Annotated in this window: 20 protein-coding genes and 1 tRNA gene; 16 read left to right on the forward strand and 5 right to left on the reverse strand. The window is 58.1% G+C overall.

From position 1 onward, the window contains the following. Nucleotides 1-230: 230 nt before the first annotated feature. Nucleotides 231-2,252, forward strand: coding sequence for a nuclease-related domain-containing DEAD/DEAH box helicase (locus IC235_RS02735; protein WP_191003629.1), 2,022 nt, complete (start codon nucleotides 231-233; stop codon nucleotides 2,250-2,252). 166 nt (nucleotides 2,253-2,418) lie between these two features. On the opposite strand, the gene IC235_RS02740 is transcribed toward IC235_RS02735, so the two are convergent. Next, a tRNA-Asp gene (locus IC235_RS02740) sits at nucleotides 2,419-2,492 on the reverse strand. A 288-nt stretch (nucleotides 2,493-2,780) separates the two neighbouring features. On the opposite strand from IC235_RS02740, the gene IC235_RS02745 reads away from it, so the two are divergent. From IC235_RS02745 to IC235_RS02765, 5 genes are all read left to right on the forward strand, one after another. Continuing rightward, nucleotides 2,781-3,728: an acetyl-CoA carboxylase carboxyltransferase subunit alpha gene (locus IC235_RS02745; RefSeq protein WP_191003630.1), complete on the forward strand. Its 948-nt coding sequence runs from the start codon at nucleotides 2,781-2,783 to the stop codon at nucleotides 3,726-3,728. Nucleotides 3,729-3,826: 98 nt separating this feature from the next. Next, a complete protein-coding gene (locus tag IC235_RS02750; protein ID WP_191003631.1) occupies nucleotides 3,827-4,675 on the forward strand; it encodes an MBL fold metallo-hydrolase in 849 nt (282 codons plus the stop codon). Nucleotides 4,676-4,876: 201 nt separating this feature from the next. Further along, nucleotides 4,877-5,641, forward strand: coding sequence for a patatin-like phospholipase family protein (locus tag IC235_RS02755; protein ID WP_191003632.1), 765 nt, complete (start codon nucleotides 4,877-4,879; stop codon nucleotides 5,639-5,641). A 110-nt stretch (nucleotides 5,642-5,751) separates the two neighbouring features. Continuing rightward, nucleotides 5,752-6,324 (forward strand): 1-acyl-sn-glycerol-3-phosphate acyltransferase, encoded by a 573-nt coding sequence (locus tag IC235_RS02760; RefSeq protein ID WP_191003633.1) that lies wholly within the window; start codon nucleotides 5,752-5,754, stop codon nucleotides 6,322-6,324. Nucleotides 6,325-6,360: 36 nt separating this feature from the next. After that, nucleotides 6,361-6,885: a hypothetical protein gene (locus tag IC235_RS02765; RefSeq protein ID WP_191003634.1), complete on the forward strand. Its 525-nt coding sequence runs from the start codon at nucleotides 6,361-6,363 to the stop codon at nucleotides 6,883-6,885. 440 nt (nucleotides 6,886-7,325) lie between these two features. Here the strand turns inward: IC235_RS02765 and IC235_RS02770 are convergent, their stop codons facing one another. Together IC235_RS02770 and IC235_RS02775 are read right to left on the reverse strand one after the other, a co-directional pair. After that, nucleotides 7,326-8,630, reverse strand: a complete 1,305-nt coding sequence (locus tag IC235_RS02770) for an esterase-like activity of phytase family protein (RefSeq protein ID WP_223847041.1) — start codon at nucleotides 8,628-8,630, stop codon at nucleotides 7,326-7,328. Between the two features lie 436 nt (nucleotides 8,631-9,066). After that, on the reverse strand, nucleotides 9,067-9,729 hold the full coding sequence (locus IC235_RS02775) for a DUF4159 domain-containing protein (RefSeq protein WP_191003635.1): 663 nt from the start codon (nucleotides 9,727-9,729) through the stop codon (nucleotides 9,067-9,069). 416 nt (nucleotides 9,730-10,145) lie between these two features. On the opposite strand from IC235_RS02775, the gene IC235_RS02780 reads away from it, so the two are divergent. From IC235_RS02780 to IC235_RS02790, 3 genes are all read left to right on the forward strand, one after another. Further along, complete coding sequence (locus tag IC235_RS02780; protein WP_191003636.1) at nucleotides 10,146-11,564, forward strand: RtcB family protein; 1,419 nt, start codon at nucleotides 10,146-10,148, stop codon at nucleotides 11,562-11,564. 1,068 nt (nucleotides 11,565-12,632) lie between these two features. Next, on the forward strand, nucleotides 12,633-13,154 hold the full coding sequence (locus IC235_RS02785; protein WP_317173519.1) for a Crp/Fnr family transcriptional regulator: 522 nt from the start codon (nucleotides 12,633-12,635) through the stop codon (nucleotides 13,152-13,154). Nucleotides 13,155-13,249: 95 nt separating this feature from the next. After that, nucleotides 13,250-13,963: a hypothetical protein gene (locus tag IC235_RS02790; protein ID WP_191003638.1), complete on the forward strand. Its 714-nt coding sequence runs from the start codon at nucleotides 13,250-13,252 to the stop codon at nucleotides 13,961-13,963. Nucleotides 13,964-14,154: 191 nt separating this feature from the next. Here IC235_RS02790 and aspA read toward each other — a convergent pair whose 3' ends face one another. Then, on the reverse strand, nucleotides 14,155-15,561 hold the full coding sequence (aspA, locus tag IC235_RS02795; protein WP_191003639.1) for an aspartate ammonia-lyase: 1,407 nt from the start codon (nucleotides 15,559-15,561) through the stop codon (nucleotides 14,155-14,157). Between the two features lie 377 nt (nucleotides 15,562-15,938). Here aspA and IC235_RS02800 point away from each other — a divergent pair, with 377 nt between their 5' ends. Next, nucleotides 15,939-17,705 (forward strand): DUF885 domain-containing protein, encoded by a 1,767-nt coding sequence (locus IC235_RS02800; protein ID WP_191003640.1) that lies wholly within the window; start codon nucleotides 15,939-15,941, stop codon nucleotides 17,703-17,705. Nucleotides 17,706-18,176: 471 nt separating this feature from the next. After that, complete coding sequence (locus IC235_RS02805; RefSeq protein WP_191003641.1) at nucleotides 18,177-18,944, forward strand: YdcF family protein; 768 nt, start codon at nucleotides 18,177-18,179, stop codon at nucleotides 18,942-18,944. Nucleotides 18,945-19,110: 166 nt separating this feature from the next. On the opposite strand, the gene IC235_RS02810 is transcribed toward IC235_RS02805, so the two are convergent. After that, the gene (locus IC235_RS02810) at nucleotides 19,111-20,505 is read right to left on the reverse strand and encodes an NAD-dependent succinate-semialdehyde dehydrogenase (protein ID WP_191003642.1); all 1,395 of its coding nucleotides are present in this window, start codon (nucleotides 20,503-20,505) and stop codon (nucleotides 19,111-19,113) included. 196 nt (nucleotides 20,506-20,701) lie between these two features. Between IC235_RS02810 and IC235_RS02815 the strand changes: the two genes are divergently transcribed. The 5 genes from IC235_RS02815 (at nucleotide 20,702) to IC235_RS02835 (ending at nucleotide 24,876) form a co-directional block, all read left to right on the forward strand. Then, a complete protein-coding gene (locus tag IC235_RS02815; RefSeq protein ID WP_317173520.1) occupies nucleotides 20,702-21,262 on the forward strand; it encodes an RNA polymerase sigma factor in 561 nt (186 codons plus the stop codon). 7 nt (nucleotides 21,263-21,269) lie between these two features. Further along, a complete protein-coding gene (locus IC235_RS02820; RefSeq protein ID WP_191003643.1) occupies nucleotides 21,270-22,187 on the forward strand; it encodes an anti-sigma factor in 918 nt (305 codons plus the stop codon). Nucleotides 22,188-22,364: 177 nt separating this feature from the next. Continuing rightward, nucleotides 22,365-23,063: a hypothetical protein gene (locus tag IC235_RS02825; protein ID WP_191003644.1), complete on the forward strand. Its 699-nt coding sequence runs from the start codon at nucleotides 22,365-22,367 to the stop codon at nucleotides 23,061-23,063. 206 nt (nucleotides 23,064-23,269) lie between these two features. Next, nucleotides 23,270-23,608: an arsenosugar biosynthesis-associated peroxidase-like protein gene (locus tag IC235_RS02830; protein ID WP_191003645.1), complete on the forward strand. Its 339-nt coding sequence runs from the start codon at nucleotides 23,270-23,272 to the stop codon at nucleotides 23,606-23,608. Nucleotides 23,609-23,982: 374 nt separating this feature from the next. Then, nucleotides 23,983-24,876 (forward strand): hypothetical protein, encoded by an 894-nt coding sequence (locus IC235_RS02835; RefSeq protein ID WP_191003646.1) that lies wholly within the window; start codon nucleotides 23,983-23,985, stop codon nucleotides 24,874-24,876. The last annotated feature ends 36 nt before the right edge of the window (nucleotides 24,877-24,912 follow it).

Here is a 24,912-nt window from a genome sequence, read left to right on the forward strand (position 1 = left end):
GCTGGGGTAGCCTAAGGCGTTGTTGTTATACTTCACCAACGGCGAATATGGCTCGCAGATTAAAAGGTGAGCTACATGGATTCCTTGGGTATGCCAAACGACAGCCAAGTGGAGGCCGCAAAGGTTGAATCTGTAAGGCGGTCCAGCTGAAACGAGAGAGGGCAGTCTTATCTTCCACTGCCCATGACTGAGAAATTAAATCCCGGTGGCTTGCCCACCACCCGCAAGAAATGCACGCCGGCACTACGTACTTATCGAGCCCTGGCGCTAAAAAAGGTTACGCAGGCCTTATCATTGATAGCCAATTTTACATACTGGCTATCAATGATAAGGTAATGAGTAACCGACTGTATCCTTCATGGGAGCAACTGGATAAAATGCACAACCCCCTGACTCCCGGGGAGAAGGCGTTAATTCGTTATTTAGACCAGCATCTTCCTTCGGATTTGCAGTGGAACGATAAAATGCCTCTTGCTCATTATGGGGGCTGGCTCATATTCGCCCAACCGTATTTCAACGGAACCCGACCCGATATAGTAATCCTCAACCCTTCGGTCGGAATGGTGATTTACGAGGTCAAGGATTGGGATTTAGAGCTTTACTCCTGGCGAAATGGTGAGTTTTGCGTTACCACACCAAAAGGATATCAAGTAGTAAAAAGCCCGCTGAAACAAGCTCGGCATTACCGCGAAAAACTCATCAGTCAGTTGGTGCCAGAAATAGGCGAACAATTGGACCGGGAACAAAAACAATCCAATCAGCCAAGCTTTGGCTTAATTAAAACGGCCGTCTACTTTCACAAGAGCACCACACTGACGGCTCAAATAATGTTTGCCCCGCCCAAGCGAAAGGACCAAACCGACCACCAAGCATCTATTGACCGAGCTAAGTTTTTCAAGAATGAGCCAGTGTTTGGGTTCGACAGCCTGACCTCGTCTCAACTTAGTCAAATTGTTCCTGATGTTGCTCGTACCGGTAGCTCCTACTGGCAGCCTCGTTGGAATGCAGAGGTGATTTTTTGGATGCGGCCGCCATATCATAGCATCGAGCAAGGCACCCCCCTTACGCTAAGAGGTAATCAATATAAGGTGGCAGAACCTCGCTCCGGCCATCATCGCGCCCGCGGAGTAGCTGGCAGCGGCAAAACGCAGGCGTTAGCATATCGTGCAGCCAAACTTGCTTCGCAGGACCACGAGGTGCTAATAATCACTTATAATATCACGCTCTGGCATTATATCCACGACATGATAAAACGTGCACCCTTCGCGTTTTCAATGGAGCGGTTTACTCTGGTTCATTTTCACGGCTTTTGCAAAGACCGTCTCAACGAGCTCGGCAAAAAATGGCCTGAATCAAAAGGGTACGATGATATTCAACAGTTCTTTCAGACAGGCGTACCTAATGCAGTTATTCAAGCCATAAATAATGCATCAGAAGAATTAATAAAATCATTGCCTAAATACAGCGCGGTACTCATCGACGAAGGCCAAGATTATTATTTTGAATGGTACGAACTGCTTACTCAGTACTTCCTGGATTCTCGCGACGAGCTTCTTGTTGTTTGCGATAAAAAGCAGAATATCTATGAGCGAGAGTTGCTGTGGCTTGACAAACGAGGAAATCGTAGCGGCGGCCTAGACAAATTTCGTGAGAACTACATTGACCTGAAAACGTCTTACCGTCTTCCTCAATCGATCGCGGAAATTACAAATGAATTCAGCGTAACCTTCAACCTTAACCAGGACCTTCGGGCTATAAAGTCAACTGAGCAGCTTACGCTCCTCAATACGCAGCATATTGTATGGCTCAATATCAAAACTTTCCAGTGGCTTGAATATATCTACTTTGCATTTCTGCGGCTCAAGCATGCTGAATATCATCCATCAGATATAGTAATATTGCTTCCATCTCACGAGCTTGGTTTTGAGGCTGTGGATTTCTTTAATCAGAAGAAAATTCAAGTCAATCACGTCTTCGAAAGGGAGGACGAAAAGGGCTTTCATCCGAATAAGAAGGCCTTTTGGCCCGGTGATAGCCGACTTAAAATGTCTACCATTCACAGTTTTAAGGGGTGGGAATTAAAGAATATTGTGCTATTTATTCCCGAACACGCCCCTGAGTCAAATGCTCAGCTGCATAGTATTGTGTACACTGCGCTAACCCGAACCCGTGAGAATTTAATAGTACTGAATTCTAACCATCTCTATCAGGAGTTTGGCGAGAACTTACCAAAACATTGGAATAAGCAGTAGAAACTCAGTGAAAACATACCAACACCAAGTCCTGCCTAAAGTAACTTTATCGCTCCTGCCAGGGGAGCGATAGCTGGGATAATGAAATCTGTCCCCGTTGGCGCCCCCGACAACAAAAAACGCCCTGTAAGTACTTGACTTACAGGGCGTTTTCACAAACGATTCGCGGTCTGGACGGGACTCGAACCCGCGACCTCCGCCGTGACAGGGCGGCATTCTAACCAACTGAACTACCAAACCGTTTGCCGGACGAAAAACGCGACTGTTTTCCGTTTTGGTGCTGCAAAGGTAGGGGAGAAAAATCGCGGCCTGCAAGCCAGGGCCGAAGTTTTTTCTGAAAACCACCGGTAGGGGAGGCTTGAGGGTTGTTTTTCAGGGTGATTAATTTTTACGCCGCGCCCCAACGGCGGATGTTTTACCTTTGCGCCCCGCTTTGGCTCCGGCTCCTGGTGGCGGGTCGCCGGTTCTCGCCCGGCCCGCCGCCCGCCGTGATTCTACCCTTACTTCCATCTGAAAAGACCCTCGTTCATGCTCCTCGATTTTGAACAACCCATTGCCGCCCTCGAAGGCAAGCTCCTCGAAATGCAAAAGCTGGCCGACGAGAGCGGCGTCGACGTGAACGAGGCCGTGGCGGCGCTGCAAGCCAAAATCAAAGCCCTCAAAAAGGAAACCTACGCCAACCTTACCCGCTGGCAGCGGGTGCAGCTTTCGCGCCACCCCGACCGACCCTACACCCTCGACTACATCGAGGGCATGACCTCCACCTTCGTGGAGCTGCACGGCGACCGCACCGTGGGCGACGACAAGGCCATGGTCGGCGGCTTCGGCGAGCTCGACGGCCAGACCGTGATGTTCGTGGGCCAGCAAAAGGGCCACAACACCAAGCAGCGGCAGTACCGCAATTTCGGCATGCCCAACCCCGAGGGCTACCGCAAGGCCCTGCGCCTGATGAAGCTGGCCGAGAAGTTCAACGTGCCCGTGGTCACGCTCATCGACACGCCCGGCGCCTTCCCCGGCCTCGAGGCCGAGGAGCGAGGGCAGGGCGAGGCCATTGCCCGCAACCTCAAGGAGATGTTCATGCTGAAGGTGCCGGTTATCTGCGTCATCATCGGCGAAGGCGCCAGCGGCGGGGCCCTGGGCATTGCCATCGGCGACCGGGTGCTGATGCTGGAAAACACCTGGTACTCGGTTATTTCGCCCGAGTCGTGCAGCAGTATCCTGTGGCGCAGCTGGGACTACAAGGAGCAGGCCGCCGAGGCCCTCAGGCTCACGGCCATCGACATGCACCGCGCCGGCCTGGTCGATGGCATCGTGAAAGAGCCCCTGGGCGGCGCCCACACCGCCCCCGAGCAAATGATTTCCACCCTGAAAACCACCCTGCTCAAAACCCTGAAGGAGCTCAATACCATTCCCGCCGAGGACCGCATCAGCCAGCGCATCGACAAGTTCTCGGCAATGGGCGTAGTGGTGGAATGAAATTAAAAATTAGGAATTAAAAATTAAAAATAGACAGCGTGGTGTGATGCCCGCAATCATCCTTTTTAATTTTTCACTTTTAATTTTTAATTAATAAAATGACCATCCATACCCTCGACACCGGTTTGTTCAAGCTCGACGGCGGCGCCATGTTCGGCGTGGTGCCCAAGAGCATGTGGCAGAAGCTGAACCCGCCCGATGCCAACAACATGTGCACCTGGGCCCTGCGCTGCCTGCTGATTGAAGACGGTGGCCGGCTGCTGCTGATCGACAACGGCATCGGCGACAAGCAGGACGAGAAGTTTCGCGGGCACTTCTACCTGCACGGCGACGATACCCTGGAAAAGTCGCTGCGGAAGCGGGGGTTCACCAGCGCCGACGTCACCGACGTTTTCCTCACCCACCTGCATTTCGACCACTGCGGGGGCTCGGTGCGGCGCCGGCCCGACGGGGGGCTGGAGCTGGCGTTTCCGAACGCGACGTACTGGAGCAACGAGGACCACTGGAACTGGGCCGTAACGCCCAACCCGCGCGAGAAAGCCAGCTTCCTGCGGGAAAACATCCTGCCCATCCAGGAAAGCGGCCACTTGCAGTTCGTGGAGGCGCAGGGGGGCGTGCCGGCTGCCCTGCCGCAGTTCGGCGAAATCATCCGGGCCGACGGGCACACCGAGAAGATGATGGTACCGCTGATGCGGTATAAAGGCCGGACGCTGGCGTTCATGGCCGATCTGCTGCCTAGTGCCGGCCACATTCCGCTGCCCTACGTGATGAGCTACGACATGCGCCCGCTCGTTACCATGGCTGAAAAGGGAGCCGTGCTCCGCCGTGCGGCCGACGAAAACTGGGTGCTGCTGCTCGAACACGACCCCACCCACGAAGCCTGCACCGTGCAGCACACCGACAAAGGCGTGCGCCTGGCCGAAACCCTGCGCCTGGCCGATTTGTAAGCCCGGAATTGGTTGTGGCGGCCGTTTTTGCGTATGGCGAAATGCGGGGGCCGCTTGCGGCCCGCCCGGCAACCAGTGTTCCCGAACCGAAGTAATTGGTTCACGAACATCGGCCGGGAGTAGGAGAGGGCTCCCCGGCCGCAACCGCTTACCATTCGGCCGGCTGCTTATTGCTGGCGGCGTCCTTAAACACCGAACAACATGGTCCAGCTTGGGTTGGCATTATCTGGGGGAGGAGCACGCGGGATTGCGCATTTGGGCGTGCTGGCCGCGCTCGACGAGCTGCAACTGCCGGTAGCCCAGCTGGCGGGCGTGAGCTCCGGGGCGATTGCGAGCGTGTTTTACGCGGCCGGCTTCGCCCCCCGCGAAGTGCTGCGCCTGCTGCTGTCCACCAACTTGTTTCGCCTGACCCGGCCGGCCTTCAGCCGGTTTGGCCTGCTGCACCTCGATGCAGTGGCCGAGCTGATTACCCGGCAGTTGGGCTCCACGGCCAACTTCGAAGACCTGAGCCGGCCGCTTACGCTGGTGGCCACCGACCTGCTGGCCGGCGAGTCGGTCTACTTCAGCTCCGGGCCCCTGGTGCCGCCGCTGCTGGCCTCTTCGGCGGTGCCCATCGTGTACCGGCCCGTGGATTACCAGGGCCGGCAGCTGGTCGACGGCGGCCTGCTCAACAACTTGCCGGTGGAGCCCCTGCTGGGCCACGACGACCTGCGCGTGGTAGGCGTGCACTGCAACCCCGTCAACCCCGAAGCCCACATTCCCAACTTCCGGCGGCTGGTGGAGCGCACGCTGCAGCTGGCCATCAATGCCAACACGGCCGCCCGCAAAAGCCAGTGCCACCTGTTGCTCGAACCGCCCGAGCTGCGTCATTTCCGGCCCCTGAGCTACAAGCACGGAGCCGAGCTGTTCGACATCGGCTATCGCTACACCCTGGGCCAGGCCGCGGCCCTGCACGCGCTGTTTTAGCGCGCGTGGGCTGGCGCTTCGCCGACAGAGCCCATCTTTGTGCCTCGCTGCCGCGGTTTGCGAGCGAGTAACTCATTTCTCTTTCCCCTTAACTCATTCCTTACGCTCCGATGCCCGCCCGCAAGACTTCTACTTTCTGGTACTACATGGCCAAATTCGTATTTTGGGTGGGCGGCTGGCACCTGGGCGAAATTGCCAACCCGGAAATCAGGAAAAGCATGATGATTGCGGCCCCGCACACCAGCAACTGGGATCTGATCATCGCCCGGGCCGCCTTCTACCTCATGGACGTGGACGTGCGCTTCACCGTGAAAAAGGAGTGGACCGAGCACTGGGCGCTCGGCTGGCTGGTGCGCGCCATTGGCGGCCTGCCCGTCGACCGCAGCAAAAACAACAGCCTCGTGGACGGCATGGTGAAGCTCTTCGACCAGCACGACGAGCTCGTCATCCTCATCACCCCGGAAGGTACCCGGGCCTACCAGCCGCGCTGGCGCAAGGGCTATTACTACGCCGCCCTGGGCGCGCACGTGCCCATCCGCCTGGGCTACCTCGATTACCGCCTCAAGGAAGCCGGCATTGGCGCTCCCGTGTACCCGACTGGCGACTACGAGGCCGACGAAGCCAAAATCAAGGCCTACTACCGCACCAAAACCGGGCGCTTTCCCGAGCAGGGCGTGCGTTAACCCCGCGTGTTCGCCGGCTGGCCTTATCTTCCGGTCATGGATAAATTAATCCCCCTATTCTGGATACTCTTTGCCATTGGCAGCGTCGTATTCCGCATAATCAAAAAGATGCGGGAAAACAGCGTCCGCGAAAGCCAGGAGCGGCCCCGGCGCCCGGGTGGAGCGGTGCCCGAGCTGCCCAAGGCCACTTTCGAGGAACTGCTCCGACAGATGCAGGCCCGCAACGCCCCCGCCCCGGCTCCGGTCGAACGTACTCCGGGGGGCCGTTCCATGCCGCACGAGGTAGCCCGCCCCGCGCAGTCGCAGGAACGAACCGTTCTGCGGCAAACTTCCCTGGAAGCACCCGCCACCGCCAAGCCGCACAATGCGCCCGCGCCCCCCGCCCGCCGGTCGTCGGGCCTGCCCCGGGCCTCGGCCAAGGCTCCCATACTGCCCCCGACTGGGCCCTCCGCCCCCGTCTCCACCCCGTCCGTGAACCAAACCGTGCGCCAGCTGCTGCGTCGGCCCGAAAGCGTGCGCGCGGCTTTTGTGCTCAGCGAGATACTGCAGCGCAAATACTAGCGCAGTTTCCAAGTCGGGGTAGTAAGCAGTTCCGTGTGCTTGTCGCCTGGCTCCCCTCCTGCGGCTGCGCGCATGAAACCAACTGGGGTCGTACCCGGTAGGGCCGGCTCCGTAGGCCCGGCGAGGTTTCAGCAGTTGCTCTCTTTATACTGACTTAAGAATCGTGCTTAGCCTATCCGGACGGACTTGCCCGACATCCTCTGTCCTAAGCCCGGGCGGCCCATTTTAGTGCTTATGCTACTAGCCTTACGTGCAGCCGGCAAGAGGCTGTGCCGGTTTTGCTTGACCTAGAGCAGTTTTCGCATAGGAGAAGGAATTAAAAATTAAAAATGAAGAATTAAAAAATTGACCAACAGATTTTTAATTCTTCATTTTTAATTCCTAAAAAACGGTACACGGACTTGAGAACCGCTCTAGGTCTTGCTGTGGCTGCGTGAAGGCTACCGCAGCGGCGTAGGCAACTTAAAGAAGTAGATACGGTTAACATCGACTTTACCTGTAGCGGGCAGGGTCTTAGGAGCGAAGCTGTTAGCTCCATTGTCTACCACCCCAAAGTCGTCGTCATTCGACACGGCTAGCAAGTCCCGGCCGATGAGGGCTAGGCCCTCGGCTTTGTCGTGCGGGTACACCGGGGAAGTAGCGGAAAGCAGGTCGAGCACCAACGTTTTCCTTACCGGCACCACGCCGGCGGCTGTCAGGCCCGCTGGGTCCTTCAGCTGCTCCACGGTCAGGCCGTTGTAGAGCTTGCCGCTGGTCGTGTTGGCGGCATCCGAAATATCCGTTGCGCCCGCCAGGTCAAACTGGTACACGCGCTTGAAGGTGGCCGGCGAGGTGCTGTTGCCGCCGTACAGCCCGTCGCGCTCCAGAGCCAGAAACGACGTGCTGCTGATGGCTGCAATCTCGCTGCAACCCGTCAGGCTGGCGTTTTCCATCAGGTAGGCATACTGCCGAGTAGCGCCGGTGGCGAGGTCAAACAGCAGGACGCGCAGCACCCTTGAACCGTTTACCGCCGCCGCCGAGGGGTTGTGGAGCGGCGATTGCATTAGGCCAACCAGCGTTTTGCCGTCGGGGGTGAGGGTGAGGCCCTCCATGCCCCGGTTCGGGCGACGGCGGGCCAGCACCAACGGCAGGGCCCGTCCACCCTGCCCAGTGCCGAAGGGATTGATGCGTTCCAGCTGCTTGCCCGTCGCGTCGAAGTGGGCGATGTGCGGCCCGTATTCATCGCTTATCCAGAACGTGCCATCAGCGGCCAGCACCAGCCCTTCCGAATCGAGGCCGTCGGCGCTGGTACCCAGCAGTTGGCCGTTGATGTCGTAGGCAATTTCGCCGGTATTGCCCTGGCCAGTCGGGTTGGGCAGGCCCGTGAGGAGTTGGCCAGCAGCGTTCTTTAGCAGAATGGTTTGTTCCAGGACCAACTGATTGTCCTTCAGCCGGAACTTGCCAATTTGGGGCGTAAAATCCGCTTTGCCGAAGATAATAGAGCTGGCCGCGGTACCAGCAGCGTTAGGTCCGCGGTCGGTGAGCAAGTAAAAGACGCGGGCATCGTTCGGATCGGCCGCCAGCGCGGAGCCGAACCCCCCGTTGTAGAGCACCGTGCCATTGGGAGCCGTCGATAGCGTCCTGGGGCTAGCAGCCTCCGCATAGGCCGGGTAAGTTACCGCGGCATCCGGGGTCTCCTCATCCTTATGGCAGCCAGGGAAGACCATGCCGCCAGCCAGCAGGGCCAGTACGTATCGGTTAAGCATTTTGCAAGAAATAGGCAAGGATTATTCTGCAAAGCTTGACCAGCTACATTACCTCATCATTGCGGAAAAGCTATTTTTTAGCGGGGAGCATCAGCGAAGCTTTCGACCGATCAGGCCACCGGAAAATAACTTTCGCCGCGGCGCCGAACGATTCTACACCTTAAAATAGCAGTTTTCAGCTCCGTGTACCGGGCGCAGCCGGGAAAACCTCACGAGACCCCTACGGGGCCAACCCTACCGGGTACGACCCCGGTTCGCGGGAGGCGCGAAGCCCCAAGAGGGGAGCCTGACGGCGGGTACACGGACCAGGAAACGGCTCTAGGTCACTAAAATTCTAGCCCCGTACCCAGCGCATCATCAGCGCTTTTGGTCATAAAATGGGCTTGGTAGCCAATGGTCGTTTGAATGTTGCTATGCCGGTAAAGCTTCCGCGGCATCAATCCTGGGTCAGCGCGTAGGCTATCAGGTTGGCTCCCATGCGCAGGGCGGCCTCGTGCGTGGCGGGCGAGTCTTCGGGGTAGGTTCCCACGTCTTCCCAGCCGTTGCCGAGGTCGCACTCGTAGCTGTAGAAGCACACCAGGCGGCCCTTGTAGAGCAGGCCGAACCCTTGGGCCCGCTTGCCCTCGTGCTCGTGCACCTTGGGCAGGCCCTGCGGGAAAGCGTATTTCTGGTGGTAAATCGGGTGGGAGTAGGGCAGCTCCACGAATTCCAGCTCGGGGAATACCTTCTTCATCTCCGGACGAATGAATTTGTCGAGTCCGTAATTGTCGTCGATGTGCAGGAAGCCGCCGCCGGTGAGGTAGCGGCGCAGGTTTTTAGCCTCAGTGGCGGTGAAGCTCACGTTGCCGTGCCCGGTCATGTGCACGAAGGGGTAGGAGAGCAGCTCGGGGGCATCGAGCTCCACGGTGGCCTCATCGGGGGCGATGTTGGTCTTCAGCGTCTGGTTGCAGAAGCTGATGAGGTTGGGCAGCGACGTTTTGTTGGCGTACCAGTCGCCCCCGCCGCCGTAGTGCAGCTTAGCTATTTTGAAGCTGTAGGTAGGCCCGGCCGCCGTGAGCGACAGCAGCAGCAGAGTGGCTAGGAGCAGGTGTTTGAGCATAGGGAATAGCAGCCGGCGGAGCCGGTCCTGTTGCAAAGTAACGGGTGGCCAGGAAAGTTCAGGGCGGTTTTCAGGGAATAGCGCCGGGCTTCGGGGCGGTACTGCCGCTGGGTTGCAAAGTATGCAACCCCCGGTTTTAATTCCCCACCGCTCGAAACAAGCTATCGCGGGTTACTGGCTGGTGAAAAAGTTTTGGAATAATACTTTATTTAAATTTATTCTTTAATTAAAAAGCCCGGCAATTTGGCGAAGGCGTTTTGTGGGCTTCAAACCATTGCGTTGTTGAAGCGAGCTTATCGCTTAGCAAAACGCCTGACAAGCAGGGGGACGAGTCGGGTTCTACGCGTAAGTTTACGTTGCTTATCCATCAGAACTAACCTAGTTCGCAGTACTTTAATACTTAAACTACACAACCAATGGTAACCGGTAAGGATTTGCTGAACCTCGGCCTAAAACCAGGAAAATGGTTTAAGGAGGCTTTGGAGCATATAAATGCCCATGACCTGGCCGGTGAAACGATGTTAGCCTACCTGGATACCGTGAAGCCGGGGCCGGTTATTCCGCTGCTGGAAAATCCCGCCGAGTTCTACGAGAACATCAGCGCCGATACCGCCGTCGAGCAGGAAAACATTGACTACGTAAAGAAGTCAATGAGCCAGCTCATGCGTACGCCCACCGTGGTTAAGGGCGCCATTATGCCCGATGCCTGCCCGGCGGGCCCCCTGGGCACGATTCCGGTGGGGGGCGTGGTAGTGGCCAAAAACGCCATTCATCCCGGTATGCACAGCGCCGACATTTGCTGTTCGGTGATGCTGACCAACCTGGGCAAAGCTGACCCTAAAACGGTGCTGGACGTTGCCCAGCAGCTTACGCACTTTGGCCCCGGCGGGCGGCCCCCGGAAAATCAATTGCCGGTGCCCCCGGAAATCCTGGCCGAGCTGCAAGCCAATCCTTTCCTGAACTCTGAGCGTAGCCTGAAGCTGGCCCGGGAGCACATGGGCACGCAGGGCGACGGCAACCACTTTTTGTACGTCGGGGTTTCCAGGAATACCGGCGACACCATGCTCGTCACCCACCACGGCTCGCGGGGAGTCGGGGCCGTGCTGTATGGCAACGGAATGAAAGTAGCCGAGAATTTCAGAAGGGAGATTTCACCGGAAACTGCTCCGCAGAATGCCTGGTTGCCCAGCGAGTCGGTCGAAGGCCAGCACTATTGGGATGCCTTGCAAACCATTCGCAAATGGACCAAGCACAACCACTTGTGCCTGCACGACGCCATCGCGCACCAGCTAGCTGCTACGGTGCAGCAACGGTATTGGAACGAGCATAACTTCGTGTTCAAAGACGGTGATTTATTCTACCACGCCAAAGGCGCCACGCCCCTGGATCCGAAGTTCATGCCGGACATTACCGGCCCCCGCATTATTCCCCTGAATATGGCCCAGCCTATTCTGATAGTGGAGGGCGCTACCAACGAAAATAACCTGGGGTTCGCGCCCCACGGCGCCGGCCGCAACCTGAGCCGCACCAAGCACAAGTACAGCAAAGTAAGCCAGTCGATAGACGACGTCTTTGCCGAAGAAACCCGGGGGATTGACGCGCGGTTTTACTTTAATCGAATTGATATTTCCGAGCTGCCGAGCGCGTATAAAAATGCCGAGGAAGTAAAGCGCCAGATTTCGCATTTCAACCTGGCCGCTATTATCGATGAGGTTAGGCCCTACGGCTGCATCATGGCCGGCGACTGGGAGCAGGATGCCCCCTGGCGCAAGAAAAAGCTAGCTAAGGCCGCGGCATTGCTTGCCCAAGCGGCCGCCGGCTCCGATGCGCAGTAAGAAGGGGGTATGTACTATCAGGTGCCGCAGTGCTCTCAGCGGTGCTTGGCTAGTGCCCACTATACGACGGCAAAAGGCTTTGTGGCGCTAAAAGAATATGGTGCATCACACTAGCCTCAGCCACGCAGCGATACGAACACTGGTGCGGCAGGCTTCTGCAGCCAGACAACCGGTTTCGCCAATGAGACGATGCCTGCCAACCCCGAAATAAATTTTACAGAATTCACCTCTTAGAGCCGTTTTTCGGTTCGTGTCCCTACCGTCTGGCTCCCCTCCCTGGGGCTTCGCGCCTGAAGCGAACCGGGGCTGGGTTTTCACCAACTGAACCCCGTACACTGATCTGAAAACCGCTCTAAAACTGTTTGAGCAGGTCACGTTCGTGCTCAGATTTTTAAACTCACCCCATAGCAGTCTCAGTAGAAATGGCGAACGAGACACTGCTTCAATTCCTGGAAAGTTCCAGATTCGTTGGCCCAGCGTAGGCAGTAGAAAGTGTGACTTATGTCAGGCCGAAGGCCGTTGTTAAGCACGATTTTGCTTCGGGAAGACTGGGTAAGCGACGAGTGTTTTTTCCTGAGTACCGGCCTTATGCGAGCCTTCTCCTATGCTATGGACGGTGACTGCGTGACTACGCCCTTTTACGCTAATGAGCAAATAATGCAAGTATGCGCCGCTAAAAAATATCGGTTTCTACCCAAGCGTAACTGATCCTGTCTGAGCCGAATAGAAGCCGGGACAAAGGGGAATTCGTAAGTTCTTGTCATTTGGCAAGCAGCAGCCAGCGCCGGCCTGGTTTCTTTGTGTGGCACCTACATAAAGTGCAACGCACTGGAAAACATGCCCATCTGCAATAAGACAACCCATTTCGCCTCACCAATGAGGGGATGCCCAATGAATCAGTGAAATAAATTTTTATATAACTCTCTTCTTATAAAGAGCTTGAACCCGCTATTCGTGCTCAAGCAGTTTAAACTCACCCCACCCCGTAGCGGTCCGAGGTAAGAAATGGCAAATGAGACACTGCTTCAATTCCTGGAAAGCTCCGGATTCATCAGCCCATCGCAGGCAGTGGAAATTGCGGCTCATTTCAGGCCGAAAGCCATCGGTAAGCACGATTTTTTGCTTCGGGAAGGCTGGGTGAGCGACGAGTATTTTTTCCTGAGTACCGGCCTTATGCGAGCCTTCTCCTACGATAAGGACGGTAACGACGTAACTACGGCCTTTTATACCGCCGAGCAAATAGTTTTCGAGTACTCGTCCTTCTTCAGGCGTACTCCTTCTGCAGAAAACATCCAAGCGCTAACCGATTGCGAGGGCTGGTTTATTACTCACCAGCAAATGAACGCCTTGTTCCATTCGCGAAATGAGTTCCGTGAATTTGTCCGGTCCGTGCTGGTAAAAATCATCGCGTCGCTCAAAAGCCGAATGTTGTCCATGATAATGGACTCGGCCACGGAGCGATATGAACACCTGCTACGGGAGGCTCCTCAAATAATGCAGCACGCGCCACTGAAAAATATCGCCTCCTACCTGGGCATAACCAATACCTCTCTGAGCCGCATACGAGCCAGGCCCAAGGGGAATTCGTGAATTGTAATTATTTGGCATAAATTATTGTCATTTGGCAAGTATCAGCTTGGTCGAACCTGGTTTATTTGCGTAGCGACTATGTAAAGTCTAACGCAATGGAAAATGTACTGGCTTACATCAGCACTGCTTTTGGGCTAATCACCGGCTTGGCCGTAGCACTTTTCTACCGGGCAACGGGTAATTCCTGGCGTTTCCTAGCCCTGCTGCTGCCGTGGCTGCTGTTGCAGGGGGCCTTGGCGCTAAGCGGGTTCTATCTGGTCACCGATGCCGTTCCGCCCCGGTTTTTGCTGGTGGTAGTACCGCCTACGCTGGTCATCGTCGCGTTGTTCCTCACCACCCGGGGTAGAGCGTATCTGGACTCCCGCCTGAAAACAAAGGCCCTGCTACTGCTGCACGTGGTCAGAATCCCCGTGGAGCTGATTTTATACGCGCTGTTCTTGCACAAGGTCATACCTCAGCTGATGACCTTTGAAGGCCGGAATTGGGATATACTGGCGGGCTTAAGCGCCCCACTTGTTTACTACCACGTATTCAGAAACCAGCCCTCGGCCAATAAGCTGCTGCTCGTGTGGGAGCTCGTCGGCCTGGCGCTGCTGCTTAACATTGTAGTGATTGCGATATTCTCGGCGCCCTCGCCGGTGCAGCGGTTTGCTTTCGAGCAGCCCAACGTGGCAATCCTGCATTTCCCATTTGTCTGGCTGCCTGGTTGCGTGGTGCCCTTGGTATTGTTGGCGCACCTGGCCTCGTTACGGCAACTACTGATTAAAAATCAAGCTGGCCAATACGCTACCCCTTCCGTCAGCGGATGAAACGGTGGCCGCCCGCTCCGTTTGATGGCCGGGTTTTACTTCTCCCGACCCATAGGCATCATAAACACCACCGCCAAGGCCGCCGTTGCCAGGCGCGGCGGGGAGCTCTCCTGCAGAATAGGCCGAATGCCCCGGCTCCGGGCCCGCGCGACTTCGGCCGGCAAGCCGCCTGATTCCCCGCAGAACGCCCGTTATTTAATAAAGACGGGGCGAATGAGGTTTTCGAACGTGAAAATCTCATTCCACTTCTCTTCGCTCAATAATCCGCGCTCCGTTACGGCGATGTCGTGCACCGACTTACCGGTTTTTAGGGCCTCCCGGGCAATATCGGCCGAGGCTTCGTAGCCGATGACAGGGTTGAGCTGGGTGACGATGCCAATGCTGTTGCGCACGAGGTTTTCGGCGTGGGCCTTGTTGGCCGTGATGCCCACCACGCACTTCTCGCGCAGGGTGCGGCAGGCATTGGTCATGTAGCTGATGCTGGTGAACAGAGCGAAGGAAATCACCGGCTCCATCACGTTGAGCTGCAGCTGCCCGGCCTCGGCGGCCATGGTCACGGTGAGGTCGGCGCCGATGACGTAGAAGGCCGTTTGATTCACTACTTCGGGCACCACGGGGTTTACCTTGCCCGGCATGATGCTGGAGCCCGGCTGCAAGGCGGGCAGGTTGATTTCGTGGAAGCCACAGCGCGGGCCGGAGGAAAGCAGGCGCAAATCGTTGCAGATTTTGGACAGCTTCACCGCCGTGCGCTTCAGTACGCCGGAGAGCTGCACGTAGGCGCCCGTGTCGTAAGTAGCTTCGAAGAGGTCGCCGGCCAGGCTGAGGTTGAGGCCGGTGATGGTGCGCAGGTGTTCGGTGACGAGCTCGGGGTAGCCGGCCGGCGCGTTCACCCGGGTGCCAATGGCCGTGGCCCCCATGTTGATTTCGTCGATGAGGCGGCGGGAGTCGTCGATGCGCAGCAGTTCCTCCCGCAGGTTGGTGGCGAAAGCGTGGAACTCGTCGCCCATGCTCATGGGCACGGCGTCCTGGAGCTGGGTACGGCCCATTTTCAGAACGTCGTGGAACTCCTCGCCTTTCCGGGCGAAGGCGTCGGCCAGGTTATGCAAGGTTTCGCGGTAGCCCACGAGCTTGTTGTTGAGGGCGATGCGGAAGGCGGTCGGATAGGCGTCGTTCGTACTCTGCGAGCAGTTGACGTGGTTGTTGGGGTGGCAGAACTGGTACTCGCCCTTGGGGTGGCCCATGATTTCGAGGGCCACGTTGGCGATAACCTCGTTGGCGTTCATGTTCACCGACGTGCCCGCGCCGCCCTGAATCATGTCGGTGAGAAACTGGTTGTCGAACTCCCCGGCCGCCACCCGGTCGCAGGCCGCCGCAATGGCCTCGCCGAGGTGGCGCGGCAGCACGCCGAGCTCACAGTTGGCCAGGGCCGCGGCTTTCTTCACGAAGGCCAGGGCCTGCACAAACAGCGGCTCGGTGTTGATGGGAATGCCCGTAATACCAAAATTTTCGAGCGCGCGCAGGGTCTGAATGCCGTAATAGGCCGAGTCGAGCAGGATGCGCTCGCCCAGAAAATCGTGTTCGATGCGAGAGGTGTTCATGGGGGAATTTTGAGTGGGAGGGTGGAGCTTGATTACGATATGGGCCCGAGGGCCAGAACAAACCTACGGCAGCGCTTTGCAACGAGCAGGTTTTGCGGCGTTCCTTTAAGGCTCCGGCCCACCTGCTCGTCGTGCCCGCCTGTCCTCCGAACAAAGTATGTCATTCGCCGGAACCTCACTCCCTAACCCTGCTCCCGTGGAGGGGGAGCACCGGTCTTGCGCTGGTGAAGTCGCCCGGCTTCCGGGTCCTCTCTGCTGAGGCTTCGCGCCTGAAACGAACGAGGTCTCCCGGTACGCGGGACGCTGCACTACGCCCGGTGTGACGTTCTTTTGTTTCCTTGCTAAGCTATTCTTTTCTGCTTTTCCCTCCCGCTGACATGAAACTCCGCTACGTACCGCTTCTGGCCCTAATGGTGGCCGGCTGCTCCCCGGCCGACAAATCCGGCACCACGGCTACCGGGCCCGATGCCCGCTTCGAGGCCTACAAAAACCAGTTCGTTGAAGCCCTGTGGCGGCAAAATCCCGAGTACGCGGCGGCGCAGGGCTACCATAAGTACGACTCGCTGCTGGTCATTCCCGACGCTGCTCAGCGCCGCCGCGATGCTGCTTTCGTGGAGCAGCACCTGGCCGCCCTCGGCCGGTTTGCGCTCGACAGCCTCTCGCCCGGCAACCAGATCGACCTGCGCCTGCTCCGTAACGAGCTGCGGGCCCAGCGCTGGTATGCCGATACGCTCAAGAGCTGGCAGTGGAACCCCGCCGCCTACAACCTGGGGGCCGTAGTGGGCGACCTGCTCAATGGCCGCCACTACCGCCTCGACCGGCGCCTGCGCAATATCTCCGACAAAATCAGCCACGCGGCCGACTATTACGCGGCGGCTCGGGCCAGCTTAAGCAGCCCCACTCGTGAGCACACCGAGCTGGCCATCAAGCAAAATGCCGGCGGCCTGGCGGTGTTCGGCGCGGCCCTGGCCGATTCCGTGCGGAAATCAGGGCTGAGCCCGGCGGAAAAGCAGACCCTCACGGCCCGCATTGCCGCTACCCGGCTGGCTGTGCAGGGATACCTTGACTTTCTGAAGAACGAAGTGCCCGCCGCGGGCAAGTACCGCTCGTTTCGCATCGGTCGGGACTTGTTCAACCAGAAGTTCGCCTACGACATCCAGTCGCACTTCTCGGCCGCCGAAATTTATCAGCAAGCCCTCCGGCACAAGGCCGAGCTGCTGCACGACATGGGCCGCCGCGCCGCGCGGCTCTACCCCAAGTACTTCCCCGGTCAGCAAGCGCCCGCCGACACCCTGGCCCTGATTGCCGCCGTGGTGCACCAGCTCACCCTAAAGCACGCGCCCCGCGAGGGGTTTGTGGATGCCGTGAAGCGCCAGATTCCGACGCTGGTGGCTTTCGTGAACGACCACCAGCTCCTGACCCAGGACCCCAGCAAGCCCCTGATCGTCCGCGAAACGCCGCTTTACATGCGCGGCAGCGGGGCGGGCGCCAGCGTGTCGGCCCCCGGCCCCTACGACAAAACCGCCAACACCTACTACAACGTGGAGCCCCTACCGGCCGAGTGGACGCCCGCCCAGGCCGAGAGCTACCTGCGCGAGTACAACGACTACACCCTGCAAATCCTCAACATTCACGAGGCCATTCCGGGCCACTATACCCAGCTGGTGTACGCCAACCGCTCGCCCTCGCTGGTGAAAAGCATTTTCGGCAACGGGGCCATGATTGAGGGCTGGGCCGTGTACTCCGAGCGCATGATGCTGGAAAACGGCTACGGCAACCAGTCCGACGAGATGTGGCTGCTGTGGGACAAGTGGAACATGCGCGTGACGCTCAATACCATCATCGACCACGCGATTCAGGTCGACAACCTCAGCGAGCAGGACGCCGTGGCCCTGCTGCGCCGTGACGGCTTCCAGGAGGAGGCCGAGGCCCGCGGTAAGTGGCTGCGGGCCACGCTCAGCCAAGTGCAGCTCAGCAGTTATTTTACCGGCTATTCGGAGATTTATGCCTTGCGGGAAGAGCTCCGGCAGCAGCAGGGCAAGCGCTTCAATCTGAAATCTTTCCACGAAAAGTTTCTCAGCTACGGCAGCGCCCCGGTGAAATACATCCGCGAGCTAATGCTAGGAGAAGAAGAGGCTAAATAGCTGATTAGAGCAGTTTTCGCATAGGAGAAAAGAATTAAAAATTAAAAATGAAGAATTAAAAAATGGACCAGCCGATTTTTAATTCTTCATTTTTAATTCCTAAAAAACGGCACCCTGACTTGAGAATTGTTCTAAGTGCCTATCCGGAAAATAACCAGAACGTCCTGCTCATCAGGTGTCCGCGAAGTCGCAGCAGGACGTTTTGTTTTTCTAGGACAGACATTTTCCGAATAGGCTCTAAGTGCCCAGATCGACTAGGTGGTCAGCATGACCGTAGTCTTATTTTTAAATTTGTCATTTAATTCAGGATTATTTGAGTTTCATTAAACTAACCTGGGGCCTTCCCAAGCCGTACTCTGGGCCACCGCCGTTAACTTAACCCGGCGCAACCACTGCCTTGGTGGCTGCCCCATTCCAGAAAGCAGCCCGGTCGAGCCGGGTTCTAACTCTTCGCAGACTATCAGGTAATCGGTGTTTTTCTTTCTCTCTAAGATTCTTGACCTCGTGCTGCTGCCCACGGTGTGGCTGCTGGCCTTACTGCTGGCGGCCCTGGTGGCACGGCCGCCCCGTAACCAGCGGCGGTGGTTGGTGGCGGCAGCCTGGCTGGTGCTGCTCGGTACGAACTCGGCCCTCGTGAACGAAGCGCTGCTGGCCTGGGAGCGGCCGCCGGTGCCCCTGGCGGACCTGCCTGCCCAGGCCGACGCGGCCGTGCTGCTCACCGGCGTTACGAAGGGCAGCAAATCGCCCCACGACCGGGTCTACCTCGGGCCCGGTGCCGACCGCTTCACCAATGCGCTCTGGCTGTACCGGGCCGGGCGAGTCCGTTGCATCATCGTGTCGGGCGGGTCGGGCGCCGTATTTTCGTCCGGCCCCACCGAAGCCGACGAGATGGCCACGCTGCTCCGCCTGTCCGGCGTGCCAGCCGCCGACATCCTGCTGGAAAAACGCAGCCGCAACACGCGCGAAAATGCGCTGTTCACCAAGCAGCTCCTGGCCGCTCACCCCGACATCCGGTCGTTGGTGTTGGTTACCTCGGCCTTTCACCAACGCCGGGCCCTGGGCTGCTTCGCGAAAGCGGGCTTGCGGCCCATTCCTTTTCCGGCCGACTTTCGAACCGTCGACCGCTCGCTCAAGCCCAATTACTGGCTGGTGCCCAGCCCCGAAGCCTTGGCGCTGTGGAGCCTGCTGGTGCACGAGCTAGCCGGGTGGGTGACGTATCGGGCCGTGGGGTATTTGTAGCAAGCCCGCGCCGCGTTTCGGCACTATCCGGGGGCGCCGTACCAACCTGATGGCCCTGCTTCAACGGCCGCCTGCGGGCCATTGGCCGCCCGCGCGGCGCGAGCCGCGTTCGGAGTCCCGAATAAATACCGGCGGGGCGGGGGATGATTTCGACCCGGCACCGAATTTACTCCACCTTGGCCGGGATGTTGGCCTCCGGGCCAATCCAGATCGATTTTTGATTGACGAACTCCCGGATACCCAGGTACGACAGCTCGCGCCCGTAGCCCGACTTCTTGATGCCGCCGAAGGGCAGCTCGGGCATGGATTTCACCAGGCCATTCACGAAAACGGCTCCGCTTTCAATTCGCCGGGCCAGGGCCTCGCCCCGCCGCAGGTCGGCCGTCCAGATGCCCGCCCCGAGGCCGAAGCGCGAGTCGTTGGCCAGGCGCACGGCATCGTCGGCATCCTTGGCTTCGAGCACCAGGGCCACGGGCCCAAACAGCTCTTCCTCGTAGGCCCGCTGGCCGGGCTTGACGTTCGACAGAATCATCGGCCGAAAGAGCGCCGTGCCGGGCTTGGACTGCCCCCCGAACAGCTCCACGCGGGCACCCTGCGCCACGGAGTCGGCTACTTGCCTGGTTAGCTCATCGGCCAGGTCGGGCCGGGCCAGCGGGCCGTACTGGGTGGTGTCGTCGAGGGGGTCGCCGGGGCGCAGGGCTAGCAGATGGTTTTTCAGTTGGCGGATAAACTCGCGGATAATAGGCTTTTCCACGATGAAGCGCTTGGCCGCGATGCAGCTCTGGCCAGCGTTGATCATGCGGGCCTGGGCAGCGGTTTTCGCGGCCCGCTCGAGGTCGGCGTCGGCCAGCACCACGAAGGCGTCGGAGCCGCCGAGCTCCAGCACGGTTTTCTTGATTTGAGCGCCCGCGATGGCGGCCACCGAAGCTCCGGCGGCCTCGCTGCCGGTGAGGGTGGCCGCCCGCACCCGGTCGTCGGCCAGTAGCCGCTCGACCAAATCGGAGCCGATGAGCAGGGTGCGGAAGCAGGCCGGGGGCAGGCCCGCGTCGTGAAATATTTTTTCCAGGGCCAGGGCGCACTGCGGCACGTTGGAGGCGTGCTTGAGCAGGCCCACGTTGCCGGCCATCAGGGCGGGCGCGGCGAAGCGCACCACCTGCCAGAGCGGGAAGTTCCAGGGCATGATGGCCAGCACCACGCCCAGGGGCTGGTAGCTGATGAAGCTGCGCCGGGCGTCGGTCTGGATGACTTCGTCGGCCAGGAAGCCGGCGGCGTGTTCGGCGTAGAACTCGCAGCAGGCGGCGCATTTCAGGACCTCGGCCCGGCCGTCGGTAACGGGCTTGCCCATTTCCAGGGCCATGAGGCGGGCTAGGTCAGCTTGGCGCTCGCGCAGCAGGGCGGCGGCCCGGCGCAGCACGGCGGCGCGCTCGGCAAACGACGTGGCCGCCCACGGGGCCGCCGCCCGGTGGGCCTGGCTTAGAACGCGCTCGGTTTTAGCCCAGCTAAAAGCGGTAAAACGGCGCAGAACGCGGCCGGTATGGGGGTTATACGATTCGATGGGCATGAGGCAACCGATCAGGGAAAACGAGGCGGAACGAGCTCCGCAATTACGCTGAGCCCCGCGACTTCAACTCCGGGAAGGCAGCTTCGGTTGCGGCGCGCTGGCGCGGCCGGGCCGGATTGCTCAGGTTACCGTATTTTCGTGCGCCTGACCTAGTACCCTTTCCGACTTCCCTATTCTTCCTACTTCTCTTCCTGCTGTGTCCGATACTCCCCTTATTTCTCTACCTCCCGCCGCCGAGGCCGACCTCGTGCGGCGGCTTCAGGCCCGCGACGAATCGGCCATGACCCTCTTTTACGAACGGTATTCGTCGGCGCTCTACGGCGTGATCTTCCGCATCGTGAAATCCGAAGACGAGGCCGAAGATGTGCTGCAGGAAGCACTGGTTAAAATCTGGCACGCCTTTGCCAGCTACGATTCGTCTAAGGGCCGGCTCTTCACGTGGGTAGTTAATATTTGCCGAAATTTAAGCATCGACAAAATCCGCTCGCGGCAGCATCGCGTAGGTAGCCGTACTCAGGGATTGGACGATAGTCTGACGGCATTGCGTCAAGCCGCGCCGGCTACCTTCCGCCCCGAGCACATCGGCCTGCAGGAAATCACCCAGAAATTGATTCCCGAACAGCGTCAAATTATTGACCTGCTCTATTTCGAGGGCTTCACGCAAAGTGAGGTGGCGGAGGAGCTGAACATCCCCCTGGGCACGGTGAAAACCCGGGCCCGGACCGCTATCAAAGTCCTTAGCAAACTCATTCGCTAAATCAATTGTGGAAAAGATTCAAGACTATATAGAATCGGGCATCCTCGAGCAGTACGCGCTCGGCGAGCTCTCGGCGGCCGAGCAAGCCGCCGTTGAAGCCCAGGCGGCCCGCCATCCCGAAATTCAAGCGGAGCTGCAACGCGTACAAGAAGCCCTGGGCTTCTACGCCGAAGCCCACGCGCTGACTCCGCCCACCGGCATGCGCGAACGCGTCCTGGGTAACGTCCTGGCCCAAATTGCGGCGCCCACCAGCACCTTGCGCGCCGAAGTCGATGCCGTGGCCCAGGCCAATGCCCCTGCGCCCGAGCCCGCTGCTACAATGGCCCCGGCCCACCCGGCCGCCCAGGAAGCGGTGGTCCGGCCCCTGTCGTCGGCCCCAGTCGCCTCGGAATCCGCCCCGCGGTCGACCTGGGCCCTGGCCGCCTCGGTCGCCCTCATCCTGAGCCTCGGGGCCAATGCCCTGTTCTACTCCCGTTGGAAGGACGCCAGCGCGAGTCTGGTGGCCCTGCAGAACGACCAGGCTCGTTTTGCGCAAACCTCGCAGGTCGTGGAGCGCCGACTCAGCGGCTTACGCCAGGAAAACGAGGTATTGCGCAGCGAGGAGTTTCGCGCCGTGGCCCTGGCGGGCACTAAAACCGCCCCAACGGCCCGCGCCCGCGTGCTGTTCAACGCCGCCACGCACAAGGTATACGTCGACGTGCGAAGCCTGCCCCCGCTGCCCGCCGGCAAGCAGTACCAGCTCTGGGCCCTCGACAAGGGCAAGCCCGTCGACGCCGGGGTACTCACCGCCGCCACCGCTCTGGGCGAAGGCTTGCAGCCCATGAAAGACATTGCCAGCGCCCAAACCTTCGCCATGACGGTGGAGCCCGAGGGGGGCAGCGTCAACCCCACCCTGAGCACAATGACGGTGGTGGGGAACATTTGAGGCGGCGGCCTGGAACGGAAACGTAACGCCCGACTTCTCTGAGTCTGGTCGCTGAAAGCTTGGAATAATTACCGCTTGTCAACCGACTGGCGGTAGAGTAAATAAGAGTTTTATCTCAAATGTTGAGCAGATTATTGGCAAACTGACCTACGTAGAATAAGTATTTAAAAGGCTTGTATGTGGACTCGCGTTTTAAACTTAATACATGTTGATCTCACTATTTCTCTGGCTGATCAGATGAAAGCCCAAAGGCTGGAGAGAATTTATCAATTGCTAAAATATGCTGAAAGCATACAGTCTGAGCCGGCAGAAACTGCTCCGATGCTTCTTCATACAGTCGAACAGTTTTTGCAAGAGGAACAAATTATTTTGGGACTGGGAAATAAGCTAAAAACCGATGCGGAAATATCTGTAGACGAATGGTTACTGCTGTCGTACTTAATTATGTTGCGTGAGGTATTAGAAAGTGGATGGGAACAGTTTTATAGGATAATTTTTTCAGTGTACCCGGAACTTGGCCAGTGTGTAGAAAAAGTCCGATTCTTTTTAAAGAAGCTTCCCTTCTCTGAAGGTTTACAAAAGCTGGCTAATGGATGGGCTGAACCCGGAATAGATAATAAGTATGACCTAGCTGCTTTGATCTATATTAGATCATGCACCCTGATAGATATATATTGGCAACGATCTGTTTATGAAAAAGTGTCTAATTTTTTGGATTTAGACAAAAGCTTTTTACTTGTTTTCCTGGCTGCAGCTTGTTTAAAAATAGATGGCATCGCTTCAAAAACGGATATTTCAACATGGAGCGACTCGCAATATGCCTGTATGTTTATGATGGATACATTTCATTTTTTACCAGGAACTTCCTGGGGATAACTCAGGATGTTCCCCGTGAAAGGATCGTTAGCTGTTTTTCAATTGCACGAGGCAAATACAGTGCTTTAAGAAATAGCATCGTCCAGTATTCTCCAGTCGGCGGTAGTTTTAGTGTTTGACCAGCCCGTCAGATTCGAATTCATCCGCGCCGCTACCATCATCAATAATTTCTCTCCTCCATTCTTTGCTTAATTAATCTAGCTACCATGAACGACGCTTCGTACTACAACCCCGCCGACCTGGCCAAATTTGGTAACATCTCCGAATGGCAGCCGGAGATGGGGCGCAAATTTTTTGATTACTACGGCGAGGTATTCAAGGAGGGGGCCCTCTCGGAGCGGGAAAAAGCCCTCATTGCCCTGGCCGTGGCCCATACCGTACAGTGCCCGTACTGCATCGATGCGTACACCGCCGATTCCCTGCAAAAGGGAGCCGACGAAGCGCAAATGATGGAAGCCGTGCACGTGGCCGCCGCCATCAAAGGTGGCGCAACCTTGGTGCACGCGACCATGATGATGAACAAGGCCAAGGAATTATCGATGTAATGCAAGGCGAGAAGGGGAGCCTAAGGAAGAACGGGGTAGAGCGTCTTTGCGCCCTGTTCCTCTGCTGATTTAAGCTTGTTCCGCCGCAGCCCATCCGACAGTCAGCTCATCAATTAATGAAATTGCGGCGGGCTCAGTAGCATGCATTGCCCGCGTGGCAACGCCACCATTGGAGTTAGCGAGCTTCCCCGGTGCCTGAAATGAAGGGCGCTTTCCGATAATGTCGGTACCGATTTACGGCCCTGGGTGGTGCTGATGCGCGTCTGGAATGCGCGCCAGCACCACCCAGGGCCAATGCCATTCTTTAGAGTATGCCTAGCAGACTTGGCCGGTACCCGCTTACTTTCGTCCCCTACTTTCCTTTCCTTCGTTTCATGCCGTCATTGTCTACTCGAACTGTTTTACTTTTCCTGGGCCTGGGCGCGGGGCTGGCGGGCTGCCCGGTGTCGGAGCACGGAAAGGCCGCCGGGCAGGTGCCGGTTGCCGCGCCGGCTTTGCAGCAGGTGATGCCCTATTTCGACCAGCAGTGGGCCATGCGCAAGCTGTGGGAAGATGGCTTGGCCGAAGTGGCTACGTACGACGCCGAGCGCGTGGTATACAAGAAAAACCGAACGTTTTCGTACACGCAGATTACCGTTAAAGAAGAGTTTAATCAGCAGTTTAACGTTAAAACCGACGATTATAAGCGGGACGATTTATTTCCCGTGATGAAAATAAACCAGTTCTGCCAGATTCCGACCGACCAGTACCCGTACCATTTTCTGACCTCGCTCTTTTTTCGGCGCGACCAGCCCGTAGCGCTGTATAAGATGACCACGTCGTCGCAGGAGTGGTGCGGCAACACGTTTAAAAGCATGGTCGACGACGGCGTCAATTTCGAGCAAACGTTCAACTCGTACTGGGATCAGCAGGGAGCCGGCCGCCGCAACCTGCGCCGCGACGTGTTCCTGGAAGATGCGCTTTCCTACACGCTGCGCAGCCTGAAGTTTGAGCAGCGGCCCGCTTTCAACCTGGTGGTGCTGGAATCGCAGCAAACCAACAAAGTCGCGCCCCCCGTGTACTATCAGGCCCACCTCACCACGGCCGAAGCACCGGCCGCGGAAGTGGCCCAGGCGGCGTGGCGGGTGGTGGTGGGCCTGGGCCCCGGCAAGGAAAACGTGTACTGGTTCGCTAAAAGCTACCCCAACATCCTGCTGCGCCAAACCACCTGGGACGGCCGCCGCCTGCTACTGAAAGGAGTCCGGCGTTACGCCTACTGGCCGCAGTAATGCCCCGCCGGGGCGGGAAGAATAGGTGCGCCGGGT

This window comes from Hymenobacter montanus, assembly GCF_014699115.1.
In the GTDB taxonomy this organism is placed as follows: domain Bacteria; phylum Bacteroidota; class Bacteroidia; order Cytophagales; family Hymenobacteraceae; genus Hymenobacter; species Hymenobacter montanus.

What these genes read in the sequence shown, in the direction of transcription:
- IC235_RS02780 (WP_191003636.1), top strand. Translation starts at nt 10,146, where the DNA reads ATGGTAACCGGTAAGGATTTGCTGAACCTCGGCCTAAAACCAGGAAAA.
- IC235_RS02775 (WP_191003635.1), bottom strand. Translation starts at nt 9,729, where the DNA reads ATGCTCAAACACCTGCTCCTAGCCACTCTGCTGCTGCTGTCGCTCACG.
- IC235_RS02750 (WP_191003631.1), top strand. Translation starts at nt 3,827, where the DNA reads ATGACCATCCATACCCTCGACACCGGTTTGTTCAAGCTCGACGGCGGC.
- IC235_RS02830 (WP_191003645.1), top strand. Translation starts at nt 23,270, where the DNA reads ATGAACGACGCTTCGTACTACAACCCCGCCGACCTGGCCAAATTTGGT.
- IC235_RS02735 (WP_191003629.1), top strand. Translation starts at nt 231, where the DNA reads ATGCACGCCGGCACTACGTACTTATCGAGCCCTGGCGCTAAAAAAGGT.
- IC235_RS02825 (WP_191003644.1), top strand. Translation starts at nt 22,365, where the DNA reads ATGTGGACTCGCGTTTTAAACTTAATACATGTTGATCTCACTATTTCT.
- IC235_RS02835 (WP_191003646.1), top strand. Translation starts at nt 23,983, where the DNA reads ATGCCGTCATTGTCTACTCGAACTGTTTTACTTTTCCTGGGCCTGGGC.
- IC235_RS02755 (WP_191003632.1), top strand. Translation starts at nt 4,877, where the DNA reads ATGGTCCAGCTTGGGTTGGCATTATCTGGGGGAGGAGCACGCGGGATT.
- IC235_RS02790 (WP_191003638.1), top strand. Translation starts at nt 13,250, where the DNA reads ATGGAAAATGTACTGGCTTACATCAGCACTGCTTTTGGGCTAATCACC.
- IC235_RS02800 (WP_191003640.1), top strand. Translation starts at nt 15,939, where the DNA reads ATGAAACTCCGCTACGTACCGCTTCTGGCCCTAATGGTGGCCGGCTGC.
- IC235_RS02760 (WP_191003633.1), top strand. Translation starts at nt 5,752, where the DNA reads ATGCCCGCCCGCAAGACTTCTACTTTCTGGTACTACATGGCCAAATTC.
- IC235_RS02765 (WP_191003634.1), top strand. Translation starts at nt 6,361, where the DNA reads ATGGATAAATTAATCCCCCTATTCTGGATACTCTTTGCCATTGGCAGC.
- IC235_RS02745 (WP_191003630.1), top strand. Translation starts at nt 2,781, where the DNA reads ATGCTCCTCGATTTTGAACAACCCATTGCCGCCCTCGAAGGCAAGCTC.
- aspA (WP_191003639.1), bottom strand. Translation starts at nt 15,561, where the DNA reads ATGAACACCTCTCGCATCGAACACGATTTTCTGGGCGAGCGCATCCTG.
- IC235_RS02770 (WP_223847041.1), bottom strand. Translation starts at nt 8,630, where the DNA reads ATGCTTAACCGATACGTACTGGCCCTGCTGGCTGGCGGCATGGTCTTC.
- IC235_RS02810 (WP_191003642.1), bottom strand. Translation starts at nt 20,505, where the DNA reads ATGCCCATCGAATCGTATAACCCCCATACCGGCCGCGTTCTGCGCCGT.